The sequence below is a fragment of the Duganella sp. sic0402 genome, assembly GCF_019219065.1.
Lineage (GTDB): Bacteria > Pseudomonadota > Gammaproteobacteria > Burkholderiales > Burkholderiaceae_D > Rugamonas.
This window is the reverse complement of sequence record NZ_JAHUWK010000004.1, coordinates 211,904-229,920: the sequence shown is the minus strand read 5'-3', so window position 1 is coordinate 229,920 and position 18,017 is coordinate 211,904. Positions and strand designations below refer to the sequence as shown.

19 protein-coding genes are annotated in these 18,017 nt (G+C 61.0%); 11 read left to right on the top strand and 8 right to left on the bottom strand.

The annotated features are described in order from the left end of the window. Window positions 1–25: 25 nt before the first annotated feature. The 5 genes from KW842_RS12910 (at window position 26) to KW842_RS12890 (ending at window position 3,189) form a co-directional block, all read left to right on the top strand. Window positions 26–601: a hypothetical protein gene (locus KW842_RS12910; RefSeq protein WP_218304504.1), complete on the top strand. Its 576-nt coding sequence runs from the start codon at window positions 26–28 to the stop codon at window positions 599–601. 83 nt (window positions 602–684) lie between these two features. After that, the gene (locus KW842_RS12905) at window positions 685–1,242 is read left to right on the top strand and encodes an RNA polymerase sigma factor (protein ID WP_218304503.1); all 558 of its coding nucleotides are present in this window, start codon (window positions 685–687) and stop codon (window positions 1,240–1,242) included. Between the two features lie 14 nt (window positions 1,243–1,256). After that, window positions 1,257–1,613 carry a hypothetical protein gene (locus tag KW842_RS12900; RefSeq protein WP_373925177.1) on the top strand — a complete coding sequence of 119 codons (357 nt, stop codon included), beginning with the start codon at window positions 1,257–1,259 and terminating at the stop codon, window positions 1,611–1,613. Beyond that, window positions 1,610–2,848, top strand: a complete 1,239-nt coding sequence (locus tag KW842_RS12895) for an MFS transporter (protein WP_218304502.1) — start codon at window positions 1,610–1,612, stop codon at window positions 2,846–2,848. Before KW842_RS12900 ends, KW842_RS12895 begins: the two co-directional genes overlap by 4 nt. A gap of 134 nt (window positions 2,849–2,982) precedes the next feature. Beyond that, window positions 2,983–3,189 (top strand): hypothetical protein, encoded by a 207-nt coding sequence (locus KW842_RS12890; protein WP_229223659.1) that lies wholly within the window; start codon window positions 2,983–2,985, stop codon window positions 3,187–3,189. A 71-nt stretch (window positions 3,190–3,260) separates the two neighbouring features. Here KW842_RS12890 and KW842_RS12885 read toward each other — a convergent pair whose 3' ends face one another. Continuing rightward, on the bottom strand, window positions 3,261–3,509 hold the full coding sequence (locus tag KW842_RS12885) for a DUF3297 family protein (RefSeq protein WP_218304501.1): 249 nt from the start codon (window positions 3,507–3,509) through the stop codon (window positions 3,261–3,263). Window positions 3,510–3,521: 12 nt separating this feature from the next. Next, on the bottom strand, window positions 3,522–4,727 hold the full coding sequence (locus tag KW842_RS12880; protein ID WP_218304500.1) for a cation:proton antiporter: 1,206 nt from the start codon (window positions 4,725–4,727) through the stop codon (window positions 3,522–3,524). Between the two features lie 185 nt (window positions 4,728–4,912). Here KW842_RS12880 and KW842_RS12875 point away from each other — a divergent pair, with 185 nt between their 5' ends. The 5 genes from KW842_RS12875 to KW842_RS12855 all read left to right on the top strand — a co-directional run bounded on the left by KW842_RS12875 (window position 4,913) and on the right by KW842_RS12855 (window position 10,387). Next, window positions 4,913–5,365, top strand: a complete 453-nt coding sequence (locus tag KW842_RS12875) for a MarR family winged helix-turn-helix transcriptional regulator (protein ID WP_218304499.1) — start codon at window positions 4,913–4,915, stop codon at window positions 5,363–5,365. After that, window positions 5,362–6,672, top strand: a complete 1,311-nt coding sequence (locus KW842_RS12870) for an MFS transporter (protein WP_218304498.1) — start codon at window positions 5,362–5,364, stop codon at window positions 6,670–6,672. The genes KW842_RS12875 and KW842_RS12870 overlap by 4 nt, the downstream gene beginning before the upstream one ends. Window positions 6,673–6,681: 9 nt before the next feature. Then, window positions 6,682–7,644 carry a LysR substrate-binding domain-containing protein gene (locus tag KW842_RS12865; protein ID WP_218304497.1) on the top strand — a complete coding sequence of 321 codons (963 nt, stop codon included), beginning with the start codon at window positions 6,682–6,684 and terminating at the stop codon, window positions 7,642–7,644. Between the two features lie 131 nt (window positions 7,645–7,775). Continuing rightward, window positions 7,776–9,071: a Glu/Leu/Phe/Val dehydrogenase gene (locus KW842_RS12860; protein WP_218304496.1), complete on the top strand. Its 1,296-nt coding sequence runs from the start codon at window positions 7,776–7,778 to the stop codon at window positions 9,069–9,071. A gap of 83 nt (window positions 9,072–9,154) precedes the next feature. Beyond that, window positions 9,155–10,387: a malic enzyme-like NAD(P)-binding protein gene (locus KW842_RS12855; protein WP_218304495.1), complete on the top strand. Its 1,233-nt coding sequence runs from the start codon at window positions 9,155–9,157 to the stop codon at window positions 10,385–10,387. Window positions 10,388–10,398: 11 nt separating this feature from the next. Here KW842_RS12855 and KW842_RS12850 read toward each other — a convergent pair whose 3' ends face one another. From KW842_RS12850 to senA, 5 genes are all read right to left on the bottom strand, one after another. After that, entirely contained in the window at window positions 10,399–10,722 is a 324-nt protein-coding gene (locus KW842_RS12850; protein WP_218304494.1) for a YnfA family protein, read from the bottom strand. Beyond that, entirely contained in the window at window positions 10,715–11,986 is a 1,272-nt protein-coding gene (locus KW842_RS12845) for a glycosyltransferase (RefSeq protein ID WP_218304493.1), read from the bottom strand. Before KW842_RS12845 ends, KW842_RS12850 begins: the two co-directional genes overlap by 8 nt. Then, a complete protein-coding gene (locus KW842_RS12840) occupies window positions 11,983–13,623 on the bottom strand; it encodes a methyl-accepting chemotaxis protein (RefSeq protein WP_218304492.1) in 1,641 nt (546 codons plus the stop codon). The genes KW842_RS12845 and KW842_RS12840 overlap by 4 nt, the downstream gene beginning before the upstream one ends. A 125-nt stretch (window positions 13,624–13,748) precedes the next feature. Further along, window positions 13,749–15,029 (bottom strand): amidohydrolase family protein, encoded by a 1,281-nt coding sequence (locus KW842_RS12835; protein WP_218304491.1) that lies wholly within the window; start codon window positions 15,027–15,029, stop codon window positions 13,749–13,751. Between the two features lie 59 nt (window positions 15,030–15,088). Beyond that, the gene (gene senA / locus KW842_RS12830; RefSeq protein ID WP_304515013.1) at window positions 15,089–16,291 is read right to left on the bottom strand and encodes a selenoneine synthase SenA; all 1,203 of its coding nucleotides are present in this window, start codon (window positions 16,289–16,291) and stop codon (window positions 15,089–15,091) included. Between the two features lie 47 nt (window positions 16,292–16,338). On the opposite strand from senA, the gene selD reads away from it, so the two are divergent. Further along, entirely contained in the window at window positions 16,339–17,385 is a 1,047-nt protein-coding gene (selD, locus tag KW842_RS12825; protein WP_218304490.1) for a selenide, water dikinase SelD, read from the top strand. On the opposite strand, the gene KW842_RS12820 is transcribed toward selD, so the two are convergent. Then, window positions 17,386–17,877, bottom strand: coding sequence for a nuclear transport factor 2 family protein (locus tag KW842_RS12820; protein ID WP_218304489.1), 492 nt, complete (start codon window positions 17,875–17,877; stop codon window positions 17,386–17,388). Between the last annotated feature and the right edge of the window lie 140 nt (window positions 17,878–18,017).

The following is an 18,017-nucleotide window of genomic DNA, read 5'->3' as shown; positions in this document are numbered from 1 at the left end:
AGTCTTCAAAAGTGGAGCAGATAGCATGTTTCGATTCATCGCTAAGATCTTTACGGTTGCTGTCATTTCAGGGAGTGCGACGGCAGGCCAAGTACCAAATGTTGCCCTCGAATATTTCAGATCTTTCGCAAAATTACAGGTGGAAGAAAAGAAGGGTTCCAACGATGCCGTGCAATCCGAGGAGTATGCGCGATGGTTCTTTCAAGGTTTTACGCACACCAAGGGGGGGATTTATACAAGATCGGACCTGGCTCGGGATGCCTACACGAAGGGGCAACTTTATTGGCGAGACCACCCTTCCGAGCGCGACAAGGTTTTTGCTGGATATGGCTACTCAGCCATTGAACAAGACGGTGTCTTCTCCCGTGGATTCGAAAAAAGTGATTTCAAGCCAAATGACTTGAGCACCGGTTTTTGGTGGATGACAACTTTAGGTGATGTGGCATGGCGAGATGTTGGCATTGAACCGCCGAGTTTGTCGCCAATTCGTTTGCACATCGTTGGATACCTTAGCCCTGAAGGACAGTTTGGCCATCTGGGAGCGTATAAACACGAAGTGCTGGTTACATCAGCCGTGCTCAAGGATGGCGTACTTCCCTAAGTGTAGCGGCATCCACGCCTGCAATAAGTGCTCAGGTCATCAGCGCATTACAATATAGTGAATTCTGGATCGTCTTCCAGTCTATGACCGCACCGATAATAACAACTGAGCAAGATCAAGCCATTACTGCAACGGTGCTCAAGGAGCGCTCGCGCCTGTGGAATTTCATCCGCCGGCGCGTGGCCGACCAGACCGACGCCGACGATATCCTGCAAGACGTGTTCTACGAGTTCACCCAGGCCTATCACCTGCCCGAGCCGATCGAGCAGGCCAGCGCCTGGCTGTTCCGCGTCGCCCGCAACCGCATCATCGACCGCTTCCGCAAGAAGAAGGAAGTGGCGCTGGAAGACCTGGGCGCCAATGATGACGATGAGGATTGCCGCCTTGACCTGATGCTGCCCTCGCCCGACGCCGGCCCGGAAGCCGCCTACACCCGCGCCATGCTGCTGGAAGAACTCCAGCTCGCACTGGAAGACTTGCCTGCCAACCAGCGCGACGTGTTCATCGCACATGAGCTGGAAGGCGTCAGTTTCAAGGAGATGGCCGCGCAGACCGGCGTCTCGATCAACACTTTATTGGCTCGCAAACGCTATGCCGTGCTTTTCCTGCGCCAGCGACTGCAAGCCCTGTATGTAGAATGAAAGGAAACACCAAAATGCGCCGCGAAAATATGAGCTACAAGAAATTCAAACTGATCAAAGGCCTGTGGATATTGACCGGCGCCGCCGCGCTCGGCGCCATCGTGATGTGGCTGTGGAACTGCCTGATCCCGACCATCTTCCCTGGCGCCAATGCCGTCAATTATTGGCAGGCGCTGGGATTGCTGCTACTCTGCCGCATCCTGTTTGGCGGTTTCCGCGGCCATCATCGCGACTGGCATGAAAAACGCGAGCATTGGCAGCGCTGGCAAGCCATGACGCCGGAAGAGCGCACCCAGTTCTTCAAGCAACGCGAACAGTTCTTCCAGCACCGCGCGCCATTCTGCCGCCCAGAAAAGAAAGACCAGGAATGAAGAAAACCCCTGCGCCGCCATTCAGCGGCTATCAGAAAACCGTGGTGGCGATGCTGGCTTTCCTGCAGTTCGCCGTCATTCTCGATTTCATGATCATGTCGCCGCTGGGCGCGCTGATCATGCCGGACCTGAAGATCGGCCCGGCGCAATTCGGCCTGGTGGTGTCGGCCTATGCGTTCAGCGCCGGCGCGTCCGGCCTCCTGACCGCCGGCTTTGCCGACCGCTACGACCGCAAGAAACTGCTGCTGTTCTTCTACACCGGCTTCATCCTCGGCACCGTCTGGTGCGGCCTGGCGCAAAGCTTTGAATCGCTGCTGGCGGCGCGTGTGTTCACCGGCCTGTTCGGCGGCGTGATCGGCTCCGTAGTGCTGGCAATCTCCACCGACCTGTTCCCGCCGGCGATGCGCGGCCGCGTCATGGGCCTGATCCAGACCGCCTTCGCAGCTAGCCAGGTGCTGGGCCTGCCGGTTGGCATCTACCTGTCCAACCAGTGGAACTGGCATGTACCGTTCATGGCGATGGCCGCCTTCGGCCTGCTCGGCGGCCTGCTGGTGGCGTGGAAAATGCAGCCGGTGAATGCGCACCTGGGCCAGCCGCAGGAGCACAGCCCGTTCATGCACCTGTATCACACGCTGACAGAAAAGCGCTACCTGCTGGCGTTCTGCATCACCGCCCTGCTGACCACAGGCGGCTTCATGCTGATGCCGTTCAGCAGCGCCTATATCGTCAACAACATGGGCATCGACTTGCATCACCTGCCGACCGTGTATCTGGTCACCGGCGTGTGCACCATCTTCATCGGACCGATGATAGGCCGCGCGGCCGACGCCTTCGGCAAGTTCCGCGTGTTCCTGTTCGGCACCGCGCTGTCGATTGCGATGGTGCTGATTTACACGCACCTGGGCCGGATTCCGCTGTGGATGCTGGTGCTGGTCAATTCGGTCATGTTCGTCGGCATTTTCTCGCGCATGATCCCGTTCCAGGCGATTTCGTCGACGGTGCCGGCGGCTACGCAGCGCGGCTCGTACAACGCCATCAGCGCATCGATCCAGCAGCTGGCCGGTGGCCTGGCGTCGGTGGCGGCCGGGCATATCGTTACGCAGGGCGCAGACGGGCATCTACAGCATTTCGACACGGTCGGATATGTAGTGGTGGCCACCTCCGTGGTGGCCGGCGTGCTGCTGTGGCGCTTGCAGCGCGACTTGCCAGGTGCGGTGCGGCCACAGGCGGCTTGACCATCCAGCTGATAGGCGTTGTAAATTGTTTTCGAATGTTGAGAAAAAATAATTAATTGCCACAGGGCATTATTCCGAATTATAATATTAACAGCAGGAAACAACTTACTAACCAACTATCCAGGAGAAAGTGCATGAACTCGAGAAATATGGATGCCGCATGTCTGCGCGCGCTGCGCCGGCGCGGTCATTCCGACGCCAGTATCGCTGCCATGACGCCAGAAGAAGCGTTTTGTGAATACTGCGCCTACCACGGGATCATGAACCTCTCTCCGTCCACGCTGAATATGCTGGACAAGCTGCGTGGCGAAGCCGCAGTCGCACCACGCCAGGCCGCCTGAACTTCCGGACCGCATATGAAAAAAGCCACGTGAGCAATGCGCACGTGGCTTTTTTGTTGGGTCCTTCTTGATTAACGGTAGAACGGCTCGACCGTGCCTTTCAGCTTGATCAGCATCGGATTGCCTTTGCGATCCAGTGCTTTGCCGGCTGGAACCTTGATCCAGCCTTCGCTGATGCAGTATTCATCCACATCATTGCGTTCTTTGCCGTTGAAATTGATGCCGATATCGTGTTCAAACACAGCGGCAACGTGGAATTTGCTGCGCGGATCGATCGACAGATGATCCGGCAGTGGTGGGCGTTGAGTAGTATCGTTCATCCCGGCATTATATCAGCTGGTTTTAAAGATCAGTTGCGCCACGCGCTGTAATTTCGGCGCGACCATCGGCACGGTCAGCATGGTGCTGCCGATGGCCATCAGCAGCAGCGCCGTGAACGTCTCGCTGGTGATGATCTGCTTATCCAGCAGGATGTTGACGAAAATAATCATGATCAGCGCCTTGGTCTGCAACAGCCAGCCGATGATCGACGCTTCGCCCGGTCCCCACTTGAGGATCTTGCCAGCCAGGTGCACGCCCGCCAGCTTGCCCGTCACCGACGCCACCAGCAGTCCTGCCGCCACCAGGAACACCGCCGAGCCGCCCATCGCCCAGTTGGTGCGCAGCCCGGTGCTGAGGAAGAAGACCGGCATCACCGCCATCAATATATTGGCGCGCAGGAAGTCCATCTTTTCCTGGTTGAACCATTCAGCGTCCATGACCGCGCCCGCCAGGAAGGCGCCGACCATGTAGTGCATACCGGCCCAGTCGGCCGCAAACGCGCACACCGCCAGCCAGATGAAGGACACATACCAGCGGTCGCGCTCTTCGATGCGCACCATCAGCATGCGGAACAGCTTGGTGACGATGGCGAACGCTACCAGGAAACCAGCCTGGCGGCCGACCCGGTCCCAATCCAGCAGGATTACCGCCAGCACGCCCCAGATCGCGATATCGTCCAGGCTGGCGTAGCGCAGGATGCGCTGGCCGATCGGCTGGCGCAGCACTTCCAGCTTTTCCATCAGCAAAATGAGGATGGGCAGCGCGGTCACCGCGCACGACATGCCGACACCCAGCACAAACTGCCAGTCCTGCGCCTTCGGCCCCATCCAGCCGGAATAGCCGACCAGCGCCAGCGCGGCGATGCAACCGAACAGCAACGGCGTGCCCAGCGCCAGGCCGGCGGTGATGGTGCTTTCACGGCGATGCTCCCAGGCTTTTTTCAAGTCCAGCTCGATGCCGGCGATCATCACAAAAATCATCACCGCCCACCAGGCGATGCCGTTCAGCGACTGCACTACCTGCGGGTTGAAGACGAAGCTGTAGTACTCAGGAAAGGCGCGTCCCATGATGCCCGGCCCCAGCAGGATGCCAGCGATGATCTGCACCACCACCAGCGGTGCGTAGTAATCGGTGCCGCCCAGGCGCCAGATCAGATATGGCACGCTGAAAATAATCACCATCGCAATCAGGAAGATTTCGGTCGTCCCCATATGCATGCTTGTCCCCTTTTTTATTTGGCATAGTATCGTTATATTTTATACATTACGTAACATCATAATGCATTTGGAAACGATACCACAGCCAATTCGCTGTTGCATTAGTTTCACACTGCGCGATTTTATAGTGGCACTTACTTGATTAATCAAGTATATTTCACGCATTAATCAACGACTATACAACCATGACCGACGACACCATCAATCCCAGCCTGGAATTCACCCTGCGCTTGATGCGCGCGCAAGCCACGCTGGTGCGCCGCCTCGACCAGGTACTGGGCGGCTACCATGGCATCAGCTTCAGTGACTTCATGCTGCTGCATTACCTGAACCGCGCACCGGGCGGCCGCCTGCGCCGCGTCGACCTGGCCGAGCGCCAGGGCCTGACCGCGTCCGGCGTCACGCGCACCCTGCTGCCGCTGGAGAAAATCGGCCTGGTCGAGCGCCAGCAAGATCCGCGCGACGCCCGCGTGGCCTATGCCGTCATCACCGCCACCGGCCGCGAACTGCTGACCAACGCAGTCACCGTAGCCAACCAGATCAGCAAAGACTTGCTGCGCAACTGCCCGCAAGGCCAGTTTGATGCGCTGAGCCAGGCACTGGCGCTGATCGCCGGCATGGATGCGTCCAACTCATGAGCGTGCTCAGGCAGAACGCCAACTTCAAATGGCTGATGCGCGGCAGCGTGATTGCGCTGCTGGGCGACCAGATGACCATGATCGCCCTGCCCTGGCTGGTGCTCAAGCTGACCGGCGATACGCTGGCGCTGGGGCTGGTGATCGCGCTGATGAGCATCCCGCGCGCGGTATTCATCCTGATCGGCGGCGCGCTGGTGGACCGCTATTCGCCGAAGCGCGTGTTCATGCTGAGCAAGCTGGCCAACGCCGTGCTGCTGGCCTTGCTGACACTGCTGGTGCTGTGCGCCGACAGCACACGCACCGTCGCACTATCGGACACACTGTCGCTGACCATCGCGCTGACATCGCACATGACGCTGCAATTGATCTATCTACTGGCCCTGGGCATCGGCCTGGCCCAAGCATTCGGCATGCCGTCGGCAACCTCGATCATGCCGCTGGCGATACCGCCCGAACAGCTGCAGGCAGCGAATGGCGTGATGATGGGACTGCGCCAGGTGTCGATGCTGGTCGGGCCGCTGCTGGCGGCCGGCCTGCTGGCGATCAGCGGCGACAAGAACAGCGGCGCGGTCAGCAACGCTGGCGGCCTGGCGCTGGCCTTCGGCATCGACTGCGCCAGCTATCTGATCTCGGCGTGGACGCTGTCGCGGGTCAAGCTCAACGCGCCGCAGCAGGCGGAGGCGCCGCAATCGGTGCTGCGCTCCGTCGGCGAAGGCTTGCGCATGGTGTGGAACGACCTGCCGCTGCGCCTGTGCCTGAGCTACTGGGGCATCGTCTCGCTGCTGATCGGCGGCGCGATGCAGGTGGCGATACCGGTACTCGCGGCCGACCTGCACGGCGCCTCGACCTTGGGTGTGCTGATGGCAGCGCACGGCGCGGGCACGCTACTCGGCATGGGCATCGCGGCCAAATTCGGCGCGCAGCTGCGCTTCGCCAGCTTTGGCGTGATGATACTGCTGGTGGACGGTGTGGCCGGGCTGCTGGTCGCGCCGCTCGGGCTGGTGCAGGCGGCCTGGCAGGCGGCCGTGCTGATGCTGACGCTCGGCCTGCTGGCCGGCTATATGCAGATCAACGTCTTCACCTGGATACAGCGCCGTGTGCCGCCGCGCATGATGGGCCGCGCCATGAGCATCTTCATGTTCATCTTTATGGGACTGGCGCCGCTGTCGGCCGCCAGCGCCGGATGGCTGCTGACACTGGTCTCGCTATCGCAATTGTTCATCGGCGGTGGCATCATACTGGTGATGTTCGCGCTGCTGGCCTATGTGTTCACGCCGATGCGCAGCATCGTCTCGATCACAGCGTAAAGGATAGGTATGGAAACCAAATGGCTGGAAGACTTCATCTCACTGGTGGAGACCAATAACTTCAGCCGCTCGGCGGCGCTGCGCCATGTGACGCAGCCCGCCTTCTCACGCCGCATCCAGTCGCTGGAAAACTGGCTGGGCACGGACTTGATCGACCGCACCTCCTACCCCACCCGGCTGACGCCGGCCGGCATCGTGTTCTATGAACAGGCGCTGGAGATGCTGTCCAAGATTAACGGCGCGCGCGAAATGCTGCGCAGCAAGCGCGCCGCCGCGCAGACCAGCATCGACCTGGCCGTGCCGCATACGCTGTCGCTGACCTTTGTGCCGAAGTGGCTGACCAGGTTGGAACAAGACTTCGCGCCGATCCGCAGCCGGCTGATGGCGCTCAACGTCCACGACGCCGTGCTGCAACTGGTCGAAGGCGGCTGCGACCTGCTGCTGTGCTATCACCATCCGCGCCAGCCGGTGCAGCTGGATCCGGGTCGCTACGACATGCTGGTACTGGGCCGCGAGTCGCTGCGCGCCTACGCGCGCTGCGATAAAAACAAGGTGCCGGAATTTACGCTGCCCGGCACCAAGCGCGCGCCGCTGCCCTTCCTCTCCTACACCAACAATGCCTATCTGGGCCGTATGGTGGAGCTGATACTCAACGACGCCAAAACCCCGCTGCACCTGGAGCCGCATTACGAAACCGATATGGCCGAAGGCCTGAAGATGATGGCGCTGGAAGGCCGTGGCGTCGCCTTCCTGCCGGAATCCGCAGTCACCCGCGAACTCAAACAAAAGCAGCTGGCGCGTGCCGACGGCGATACCTCGGACTGGGAAATCGAAATGGAAATCCGCCTCTACCGCGAGCGTCCATCGGCAACGCGGCACGGCAAGCCCATCGTCGACCGACTGTGGGATTTCCTTGAAACGCAGCAGAATGGCGGACGCAGAAAACGGCACATTCCGGTATCGGAAAGATAACTATGCATTTTACGCATAGCAGAATGCGCATACAGCATTGGCGGCCCTAAATGCCCAGGCGTAGGATTCGACCCACTTGAACAGCTGCCACGAGCAGCGTTCAGCAAACGAATCCATCAGGAGCCTTGAGCATGACCTCTGTACAAGCACAACACGCACTGCCTTCCTACCTCAACGCCGAAGATCTCGGCCCATGGGGTGTCTACCTGCAGCAAATCGATCGCGTTACCCCGCACCTCGGTCCTCTGTCGCGCTGGGTGGAAACGCTCAAGCGCCCTAAGCGCATCCTGACTGTCGACGTGCCGATCGAGCGCGATGATGGCAGCATCGCCCACTACGAAGGCTACCGCGTGCAGCACAATATGTCGCGTGGTCCAGGCAAAGGCGGCGTGCGCTTCCACCAGGACGTGACCCTGTCCGAAGTGATGGCCCTTTCGGCATGGATGACCGTGAAAAACGCTGCGGTCAACGTGCCATACGGCGGCGCCAAAGGCGGCATCCGTGTCGATCCTAAAACCCTGTCGCGCGGCGAACTGCAGCGCCTGACCCGCCGCTACACCAGCGAAATCAGCCTGATCATCGGCCCGAACAAAGACATTCCTGCACCGGACGTCAACACCAACGAACAAGTGATGGCCTGGATGATGGACTCCTACGCCATGATCGAAGGTAATCTGTCGACCGGCGTCGTGACCGGCAAACCAATCTCGCTGGGTGGCTCGCTGGGCCGCCGCGAAGCGACCGGCCGCGGTGTGTTCGTGGTCGGCCGCGAAGCCGCCGCCAAGCGTGGCGTGGCGATTGCCGGCGCCCGTGTCGCCGTGCAGGGCTTTGGCAACGTCGGCGGCGTGGCAGCAACCATGTTCGCTGAAGCTGGCGCGAAAGTCATCGCCGTGCAGGATCACACCGCCACCGTGGTGCATCAAGGCGGCCTGGATATCGCCCGCCTGCACAAGCACGTCGCGGAAACCGGCGGCGTCGCTGGCTTCCCAGGCGCCGAAGCGATCCTGGATCGCGACGCTTTCTGGGATGTTGAATCCGAGATCCTCATCCCGGCCGCACTGGAACAGCAGATTACTGCCGCTAACGCGCCGCGTATTCGCACTAAAATCATCCTGGAAGGCGCCAACGGCCCAACCACGCCGGAAGCCGACGACATCCTGACCGACAAAGATGTGTTGATCGTTCCTGATGTACTGGCTAACGCTGGCGGCGTAACCGTGTCATACTTCGAATGGGTGCAGGATTTCTCCAGCTTCTTCTGGACTGAAGATGAAATCAATGCACGCCTGACCCGCATCATGCAGGACGCATTCAATGCAGTATGGACCGTTGCGCAGGAAAAGAAAGTCACGCTGCGAACCGCCACCTTCATCCTCGCTTGCACCCGAGTGCTGCAAGCGCGTGAGGTACGTGGCCTGTATCCATGATTGACTGAATCCCCAGCAGTTTGCGCCTGTACCTGCCTTTGGCTCGTGCAGGCGTTTTTCGCTTTAAAGGAATAAAGAATAAAATGACCACGATTGAACAAAAGGCACTGGCCTATCACCGTGCCGGTAGCGCCGGCAAAATCGCCATCGAGATTACCAAGAGCGTCAGCACCCAGGAAGACCTGGCGCTGGCTTACTCGCCTGGCGTTGCCGCGCCGTGCGTCGAGATCAAGCGCGATCCGGCCAAGGCTTATGAATATACCGCCAAGGGCAACCTGGTTGGCGTCATCACCAACGGCAGTGCAGTGCTCGGCCTGGGCAACATCGGCGCGCTGGCCGGCAAGCCGGTGATGGAAGGTAAAGTCGTGCTGTTCAAAAAATTCGCCGGCATCGACGCCTTCGACATTGAAATCGACGAGAGCGATCCGGACAAGCTGGTCGAGATCATCGCCGCGCTGCATCCAACCTTCGGCGGCATCAACCTGGAAGACATCAAGGCGCCGGAGTGCTTCTACATCGAACGCAAGCTGCGCGAGCGCCTGTCGATTCCGGTGTTCCACGACGACCAGCACGGCACCGCCATCGTGGTTGGCGCCGGCATGCTGAACGCGATTGAAATGACCGGCCGCGACATCGCCACCGTGAAGATCGTCTGCTCCGGCGCCGGTGCGGCGGCCATCGCCTGCCTGGACTTGCTGGTTGACCTGGGCGCGCAGCGCAAGAACATCTTCGTCTGCGACAGCAAAGGCGTGCTGTCCACCGCACGCACCCTGGACGGCGAAAAAGCCGCCTGGGCGCAGGACACCAGCGCGGTCACCTTATCCGACGTGATGGATGGCGCGGACGTGTTCCTTGGTGTTTCCGGTCCTGGCGTGCTGTCGCAAGCCGACATCCAGCGCATGAAGGCCCAGCCTATCGTGTTCACGCTGGCCAATCCGGAACCTGAGCTGCGCCCTGAACTGGTGCGCGAAGTCGCCCCGGACGCGATCATCGCCACCGGCCGCTCGGACTATCCGAACCAGATCAACAACGCGCTGTGCTTCCCTTACCTGTTCCGTGCCGCGCTGGATTCGGGCGCAACCACCATCAACCAGGAAATGAAACGCGCTTGCGTGGTTGCCCTGGCTGACATGGCGCGCAGCGACGCACGCTTCAGCAAGGACTACATCGTACCTGGCCTGCTGGACCCGCGCCTGCTGAGCGGCGTTACGCCTAAGATCGCTGCCGCAGCCTACCGTAGCGGCGTCGCCCGCAAGCAGCTGGTCGAAACCGAGTACGCCGACGACCTGAAAGACCTGGCCGAATCGCTGCTGTAATCCATTGCTGATTACTGCGTCGGCTGCAAGGCAATAACCGCCATGCCCGCCAGCGCCAGCACGGCGCCGGCGGCGTCATAGCGCGTCAGCGCCATGCCGTCGACCAGGCGTAGCCACAACAGCGCCACGCAGATATAAGCACCGCCATAAGCGGCGTAAATGCGTCCGGCAGCCGCCGGATGCAGCGTCAATAGCCAGGCAAACAGCGCCAGCGACGCGGCGGCTGGCAGCAACAGCCAAGCCGTCCTGCCCTGCTTGAGCACCAGCCAAGGCAGATAACAGCCGATGATTTCCGCCAGCGCCGTCACCAAGAACAGCGCGCCTATCTTAAGCATCTCCACGTCCCACTCCAAATTTTTCGTTGATGACGCGTACCGCGTTAGCCACGCCGTTTTCCTGCGCCATCGCATGCGCAACGGCGGCCGCCTTGATCTGCATTGCTGGCCGCAGCGCGCGGATACGCGCCGCCAGCCTGGCTGCCGTCACGCTGCGACGCCTGAGCAGCTTGCCGGCGATGCCCAGCCGGCGCAGCTCCTGCCCCCAATGTTCCTGCTCCGAGATATTCGCCACCACAATGGATGGCCGTCCCGCCAGCGTCGTCGATTGGGTGGTGCCGGCACCGCCGTGATGCACCACCGCCGCACAGCGCGGGAAGATCAGATGATGAGGGGAGGCACTGACGTACAGGATCTGCTGATCCGAATGAAAACCGCAAGCGGCGGCGTCCGGCGTCTGGATGATCGCGCGACGGCCGGACAGGCGTGCGGCCTGCGTCAGCAATTGCAGATTCTCGGTCTGGTGCGGAATATCGCGCGGCGTCCAGCTGCCGAAGGTCATGTATACCGGCGCTCCGCCAGCGGCGAGAAAAGCTTCCACCGCTTCGGTTAGCCGTCCTTCCAGCTGCATATTCGGCATATCGAGGAAGCCGGTCACCTGGATCGATGACGGCCAGTCAGGCTGGCGCTCGCAAATCTGCGGACTCACCGCCAGCAGCGTCATTTGTGTCGACAGCCACACCTCGGTCAGCATATCTCCGCTCGGCGGCATATTCAGTTGCGCGCGCAAGCGGTTGGGATAAGGCGAGGCGGCCCTGTGCAACGCCCATTGCGTGAAGCGCCACAACCAGCGCTGGCCGAATGGCAGCGGCAAGGGATAGCTGTAGGCACTCGGCACCATCACATGCGACAGCAGCACGGTCGCATACGGCTTGCCGGCGCGCTCCGCCGCAATCTGCAAGGGGTAGACAAAGAAGTGGCCGATCAGCAGATCGGATTCCTCAGCCAGTTGCCGCGACGCCGCGAAGATCGCCTCTTCTGCCGGCAGGAAGCCGCCTTCGATCAGCATCTTCAATTGCGCGAACGGATTGCTCATGCGCGCCGCCGCCTCGCCCAGCCGCTCGACTTCCGCCTGGTCGATCACCGGCGAAGCCACCACCCGCAGCCGCACGCCCGGCGGCGACGACAGCGCCGCATAGGCATCGCTGTCGACACAGGTAATCACCAGCGTGACCTCATGCCCCGCCAGTTGCAAACCCTCGGCCAGCGCGACAAACGGCCGCACATCGCCATGACTGCCCCAGGTTTGCAAGCCTATCTTCATGCTATGCGGCGCACTTCCTCATCGGTTGACGGAACGGCGGCAGTGGCGCGCGCCGGATGGCCGCGCATACTGCTGACGCTGGCCTTGTGCGATTCTAACTTGAATACGTCCACCACATGTGCCAGGCTGGTGGACTGGTCCTGCAACTCCTGCGCAGCAGCCGATGCCTGCTCAACCAGTGCGGTGTTTTGCTGAGTCATCGCGTCCATCTCGCCGATCGCCTTGTTGACCTGTTCGATGCCGGCCGTCTGCTCCATACTGGCGCCGCTGATTTCGCCCATGATTTCGGTCACGCGCTTGACGCTGCTGACTACCTGGTGCATCGTCTCCGCCGCCTTGTGCACCTGCTCGGAGCCAGCGCCAACCTTGGCCACGGAATCATCGATCAGTGCCTTGATCTCCTTGGCGGCGGACGCGGAACGCTGTGCCAGCGTGCGCACTTCCTGTGCCACCACCGCAAAGCCGCGTCCCTGCTCACCCGCGCGCGCCGCTTCCACAGCGGCGTTCAAGGCCAGGATATTGGTCTGGAAAGCGATACCGTCGATGACCGAGATGATGTCCACGATCTTCTTCGACGATGCGTTAATCGAGGCCATGGTCACGGTAACCTGTTCCATCACCTGCCCGCCCTGCTCCGATACATCCGACGCCGACACCGCCAACGTATTCGCCTGCATGGCGTTGTGCGCATTCTGGCGCACCGTACCGGTCAGCTCTTCCATCGCGGTGGCGACCTTCTCCAGCGATTCCGACTGATGCTCGGTGCGCAGCGACAGATCGCGGTTGCCGCTGGCGATTTCGGAAGAAGCAGTGGCAATCAGATTGGTCCCCTGGCGTACCTGGCCAACGATGGAGAACAGGTTGTCGCGCATCGTGGCAATCGCGTGCAGCAGGCTGTGTTCATCGTTCGCCTTCAGCGCCACGGTTGCGGACAAGTCGCCCTCAGCGATCTGGTTGGCGATCTGAGTGGCGTAAGCCGGCTCGCCGCCCAGCTGCTTCAACAGCAGCCGCGTATTCACCCACGCGATCAATATGCTGACGATCAGCGACAGCAAGGCTTGCAGTGCGATCCACAGCAGCGCAGCGCTGGCATGCGCGTCAACACCGGCGCTGGCGGCACGTGTCTCCTGCTGAACAGAGGTCAGCAGCACGCCCATGTCGGCCACAATCTGCTTACGCAGCGGACTGCATTCATTGGTCAGGAAAGCCGCCATGCCTTCCATATCGCCCGCCTCGCGGTACTTGCGCGGGCGCTTGAGTTCATCGGCCATCTTCAGCAGGCCATCGCGTACCTTGTTGAAACCGGCGTCGCCTTGATAGGCCGGCGCCATCTTCTCCAATGCAGCCAGATACATCGCCTTCTGCTCATCAATGATGGCCAGCTCGCGGCTGGCTTGCGCCGCGTCGGCGAAAATGTAGGCGTTGCGCGCGGCCAGGCCGGTTTGCGCCAGCGCCTCGCGCGCCACATACATCGGCTCCAGTTTTTCAGCCAGCACCCGCTGCTCATCGTGGAAAGCACTGGCGATCGACGAGGTGCGCACGACCGCGAAGCTTGCCATGATCAGCATCAGCGCAGTCAGCGTACCGAAGCTCAGCGCCAGCTGCGTCCCTATTTTTAGTTTTTTGAACGTTTCCATCAACTTCCTGGTGTAAAGGAAAAAATGACGGATTATCCATTACCCCATATTTTTGTCCACAACAAACTGGTAATTTGCGAGGAATACTCTGACTTTCAGGAGTGGCGTAAGGGATGCCCTTAGTGTTAGCGAATGACGACGCCGCCTTTCATCACAAACGACACCTTGGTCAACTCGGTCGCGTCATCGGCCGGATTGCCCTGGACAGCGATGATGTCAGCGTATTTGCCCACGCTGATGGAGCCGACGCGATCCTTCCAGCCCAGCAGGTCGGCCGCATTGATAGTGGCGGCCTGAATCGCCTGCATCGAAGTCATGCCGTACTTGGTCATGTAATAGAACTGCCTGGCGTTGTCGCCATGCGGATAAACGCCGGAGTCCGAGCCGAAGGCCATTTTCGCGCCGCCCTGGAACGCCTTGCGGAAGTTATCGCGCTGCAGCTGGCCGATCACCTTTTCCTTCTCAATCGACTCCGGCAGCATGCCCGCCTTTGTACCTTCTTGCAGTATGAAGTCATCGTTGTAGATGTCCATCACCAGGTAAGTGCCCTTCTGTTTCGCCAGCTTGATATTGGCGTCGTCAATCAGGCTGGCGTGTTCAATCGAATCGACGCCGGCCAGGATGGCGTCGTGGATCGCGCTGGTGCCGTGTGCGTGCGCAGCCACCTTGCGTCCCAGCTTGTGCGCTTCGCTGACGATGGCCTGCATCTCTTCCAGCGTGTATTGCTGCGCGCCTGGCTCATCGCCTTTCGACAGCACGCCGCCGGAAGCGCAGATCTTGATCACATCGGCGCCGTACTTGGCCATCTCGCGCACCTTGGCGCGTGCTTCCCACGGTCCATCGGCCACGCCACGGCCGGTGAAGTTGACCTCCGGCGGCAGCAGATTTTCATCGCAGTGGCCGCCCTTGATGCCGATGGCGTAACCGGCGGTGCGCATGCGCGGGCCGACGAAGTCGCCGTCGTTGATAGCGTCGCGCAGCGCCACGTCGCCAAAGCCGGCGGCGCCCACATTACGCACGGTGGTGAAGCCAGCCTCCAGCGTCTTGCGCGCTGCGCGCACGCCGTACAACGCGGCACGGGTGTCGGACACGCCCAGCGAGTTATAGCCGCTCATATAAGGATCGGCGGTCAGGTGGGTATGCATGTCGATCAGGCCTGGCAGCACGGTCTGCGCCGACAGGTCGATCACCTTCGCGCCGGCAGGCGCCTGCACCGACGCGCTCGGACCGACCGAGATAATGCGCTCGCCGCTGATGACGATGGTCTGGTCCTTGAGCACAGTGCCAGCCACCACATCCACCAGCCGGCCGGCGCGGACTACCGTCACCTGCTCTGCTGCGAGGGCTTGCGCGGCCGCGCCCATGACGACGGTGGAAATCAGGAAGTGCTTCAGCTTCAGTTTCATGGACGGCGCCCTCGGAAAGTAAAACAAAAAGCATAGCAGAGCGCCGCGCAAAAGCGAAACTATCCGGGCCAGGCGCAGGTGCGGAAACCTGCAAAGAGATCGTCACGTTCCGGCAGCTGGAAATGGCGGAATTTGGCCGAGCCAAAGCGCGACGGCGTGGCGAACGACGCACCGCGCAGCACTTGGTGTGTATGGAAGCACGGCTCGGAATATTCCAGATAGCGGTCTGCCTTGAAGTCCGGATACGGCTCGAACGGAGACGCGGTCCATTCCCACAACTGGCCCCAGCGGAACGCCGGGTGGCCGGACAACGCAGCATACTCCCATTCCGCCTCGCTCGGCAGACGGCGGCCAGCCCAGGCACAATATGCCTGGGCCTCGTACAGGCTCACATGCCGTACTGGTTCGGCGCCAGCCAGCGTGGTCAATCGCCCGAAGCGCATCACGCGCCACTGGGCGCCGTCGCGCTGCCAGTAGCGCGGCGCCGAGCGCTCCTGGCGCATCAGCCAGTCCGCGCCGGCGCTGCTCCAGAACTGGCGCTGATCATAACCACCATCCATGACGAAATCTGCATACTGACTGTTGCTGACCAAGGTACTGTCGATGACAAACGGCGCCACATGAAAAGCATGCTGCTGGCGTTCGTTATCGAAGCTGAAGCCGGCATCCGGCTTGCTGCCCAGTTGAATGGTCCCGCCGGGGAAGCCGATTTCGGATGGCGTGAACATAGGCTGCGCTTCGCTGAGTAGCGGCGCGGGCGCGGCCAGGCCCAGCGTCTGCAAGCTGTGCAGCAGCATTTCGCCACGCAGGTCCTCATACGCCAGCGCCAGGCGATAGGGATACAAGGCCGTATCGGTATTGGCTACGCGCGTCAGCTTGTCCAGCACCCGGTCCAGCACCTCGTGGCAATAGGTCTTGACGCCACCGCTACTGGGCAGATCCAGCGTCCAGCGGCTGCGGTGCGGCACGCGCGTGGCGTCGAACCAGTCGTCGCCCTTGGTCAGCAGGCAGTGGCCATGGGCGTCGGCCGGATGGCTGGATTCCGCTTCGCGCAGAATGAACCATTCGGCAAACCAGGCGATCTGCCCCAGCTCCCACAACGGTGGATTGAGGTTGCGCAGCTGCGGCACGCGCGACGCGGCGTCCATGCCGGCCGCAGAAAAACAGTCGAACAGCGAAAGCGTATAATCCCTGGCATGCTGCAGGGCGCGAGCCAATTGCTGCGACGTGGCGTTCCTGAACGAAGAAGAGCTGGAAGTCATGCGCCGATTGTACCCCGCCGCACCTCGAACACAACAGGAATCACACCATGAGCAATGACGCAATCAAACTGACCTCTTTCTCCCACGGCGGTGGCTGCGGCTGCAAAATCGCGCCCGGCGTGCTGTCCGAAATCCTCAAGAATTCCAACGGATTCGCGGTGCCCAAGGAACTGCTGGTGGGGATCGAAACGTCCGACGACGCCGCTGTCTACAAGCTCAATGACGAACAGGCGCTGATTGCCACCACCGACTTCTTCATGCCGATTGTCGACGACCCGTACGACTTCGGCCGCATCGCCGCCACCAACGCCATCTCCGACGTGTACGCCATGGGCGGCACGCCGATCATGGCGCTGGCCTTGGTGGGCATGCCGATCAACAAACTGCCGATCGACACCATCGGCCAGATCATCAAGGGTGGCGAATCGATTTGCGCCGAAGCGGGCATTCCGATTGCGGGCGGCCATACCATCGATTCGGTGGAGCCTATCTACGGCCTGGTGGTGATGGGCCTGATCCATCCGTCGAAAGTGAAACGCAACGCCGATGCCAGAGCCGATGATGTGCTGGTGCTGGGCAAACCGCTGGGCGTGGGCGTGTTGTCGGCAGCGCTCAAGAAAGGCAAGCTGGATGCCGCTGGCTACCAGGCCATGATCACCAACACCACCAAGCTGAATAAGCCGGGCAAGGCCTTGTCCGAGCTGGCCGGCGTGCACGCGATGACCGACGTCACCGGCTTCGGCCTGCTGGGCCACCTGCTGGAACTGGCGCGCGGCGCCGGGCTGGAGGCGCAGCTGGAAATGGCGAAGATCCCGCTGCTGCCAGGCGTCGAACAACTGGCCCACGACGGCTACTACACCGGTGCCTCGGGCCGCAACTGGGAGGCCTACGGCAAGGACGTGCAGCTGTCGCCATCGATCACGGCGGCACAGCACTCGCTGCTGACCGACCCGCAAACCTCCGGTGGCCTGCTGGTGTCCTGCGACAAAGCCAGCGCCGAGGAAGTCCTGGCACTGTTCCGCCGCGAAGGTTTCTCCGACGCCGCCATCATCGGCCGCATGGCGGCAGGTGAAGCGCGCGTCAAGGTCGGCTGATTATTGCTCCGGGAAGTGCGTCGACCAGACCACGGAGAAGATCTTCCACTGGCCGCCGCGCTTGACCATCTGCCAGGTCTCGACGCCGTAGTTCTCTACCTTTCCATCGCCGACAAATTCGTAGTCGAACATCACCCAGGCCAGGTCACCGTCCTGGGTGATCTTGATGTTATAAAAACGCTCCTCAATGTCCTTCTTGGCGTTTTTGATAAACCACGCAAAATCATTGTAGCCGCCCGCGCGCACGCCGTCGAAATTTGGATCGTGTTCCGCACGCAGCTTGGCCACCTGTTTGTCCGACGCGGGGGAACTCCACAAGATATTCGAATTCAGCATCAGCGACGACAACGCCTTGACATCCTTGGCCTTCAACGCCGCCTGGAACTGCTCGGTGACAGCGGTAATCGCCGCCACATCCTCCGGCGTGCTGACCGGCTTGGGCGGCGCGGCCAGCGCGACGCCCGCAAACAACACACACAATATCCCGCTCATCAAGCGCCGCATACCCTGCCTCCATCCATGAAATGCCCCTGATGGTATGCCGTGATTGCAAAATAATCAAATCAACCACAAAAACATTCGCTTGACGGGCGCGCGGCTGATCGCTTACATTAAAGGAATGATCTCGCATC

Excerpts from the sequence above, each read along its gene's own strand:
- KW842_RS12910 (WP_218304504.1), top strand. The coding sequence starts at position 26 with ATGTTTCGATTCATCGCTAAGATCTTTACGGTTGCTGTCATTTCAGGG.
- KW842_RS12905 (WP_218304503.1), top strand. The coding sequence starts at position 685 with ATGACCGCACCGATAATAACAACTGAGCAAGATCAAGCCATTACTGCA.
- KW842_RS12900 (WP_373925177.1), top strand. The coding sequence starts at position 1,257 with ATGCGCCGCGAAAATATGAGCTACAAGAAATTCAAACTGATCAAAGGC.
- KW842_RS12895 (WP_218304502.1), top strand. The coding sequence starts at position 1,610 with ATGAAGAAAACCCCTGCGCCGCCATTCAGCGGCTATCAGAAAACCGTG.
- KW842_RS12890 (WP_229223659.1), top strand. The coding sequence starts at position 2,983 with ATGAACTCGAGAAATATGGATGCCGCATGTCTGCGCGCGCTGCGCCGG.
- KW842_RS12885 (WP_218304501.1), bottom strand. The coding sequence starts at position 3,509 with ATGAACGATACTACTCAACGCCCACCACTGCCGGATCATCTGTCGATC.
- KW842_RS12880 (WP_218304500.1), bottom strand. The coding sequence starts at position 4,727 with ATGCATATGGGGACGACCGAAATCTTCCTGATTGCGATGGTGATTATT.
- KW842_RS12875 (WP_218304499.1), top strand. The coding sequence starts at position 4,913 with ATGACCGACGACACCATCAATCCCAGCCTGGAATTCACCCTGCGCTTG.
- KW842_RS12870 (WP_218304498.1), top strand. The coding sequence starts at position 5,362 with ATGAGCGTGCTCAGGCAGAACGCCAACTTCAAATGGCTGATGCGCGGC.
- KW842_RS12865 (WP_218304497.1), top strand. The coding sequence starts at position 6,682 with ATGGAAACCAAATGGCTGGAAGACTTCATCTCACTGGTGGAGACCAAT.
- KW842_RS12860 (WP_218304496.1), top strand. The coding sequence starts at position 7,776 with ATGACCTCTGTACAAGCACAACACGCACTGCCTTCCTACCTCAACGCC.
- KW842_RS12855 (WP_218304495.1), top strand. The coding sequence starts at position 9,155 with ATGACCACGATTGAACAAAAGGCACTGGCCTATCACCGTGCCGGTAGC.
- KW842_RS12850 (WP_218304494.1), bottom strand. The coding sequence starts at position 10,722 with ATGCTTAAGATAGGCGCGCTGTTCTTGGTGACGGCGCTGGCGGAAATC.
- KW842_RS12845 (WP_218304493.1), bottom strand. The coding sequence starts at position 11,986 with ATGAAGATAGGCTTGCAAACCTGGGGCAGTCATGGCGATGTGCGGCCG.
- KW842_RS12840 (WP_218304492.1), bottom strand. The coding sequence starts at position 13,623 with ATGGAAACGTTCAAAAAACTAAAAATAGGGACGCAGCTGGCGCTGAGC.
- KW842_RS12835 (WP_218304491.1), bottom strand. The coding sequence starts at position 15,029 with ATGAAACTGAAGCTGAAGCACTTCCTGATTTCCACCGTCGTCATGGGC.
- senA (WP_304515013.1), bottom strand. The coding sequence starts at position 16,291 with ATGACTTCCAGCTCTTCTTCGTTCAGGAACGCCACGTCGCAGCAATTG.
- selD (WP_218304490.1), top strand. The coding sequence starts at position 16,339 with ATGAGCAATGACGCAATCAAACTGACCTCTTTCTCCCACGGCGGTGGC.
- KW842_RS12820 (WP_218304489.1), bottom strand. The coding sequence starts at position 17,877 with ATGAGCGGGATATTGTGTGTGTTGTTTGCGGGCGTCGCGCTGGCCGCG.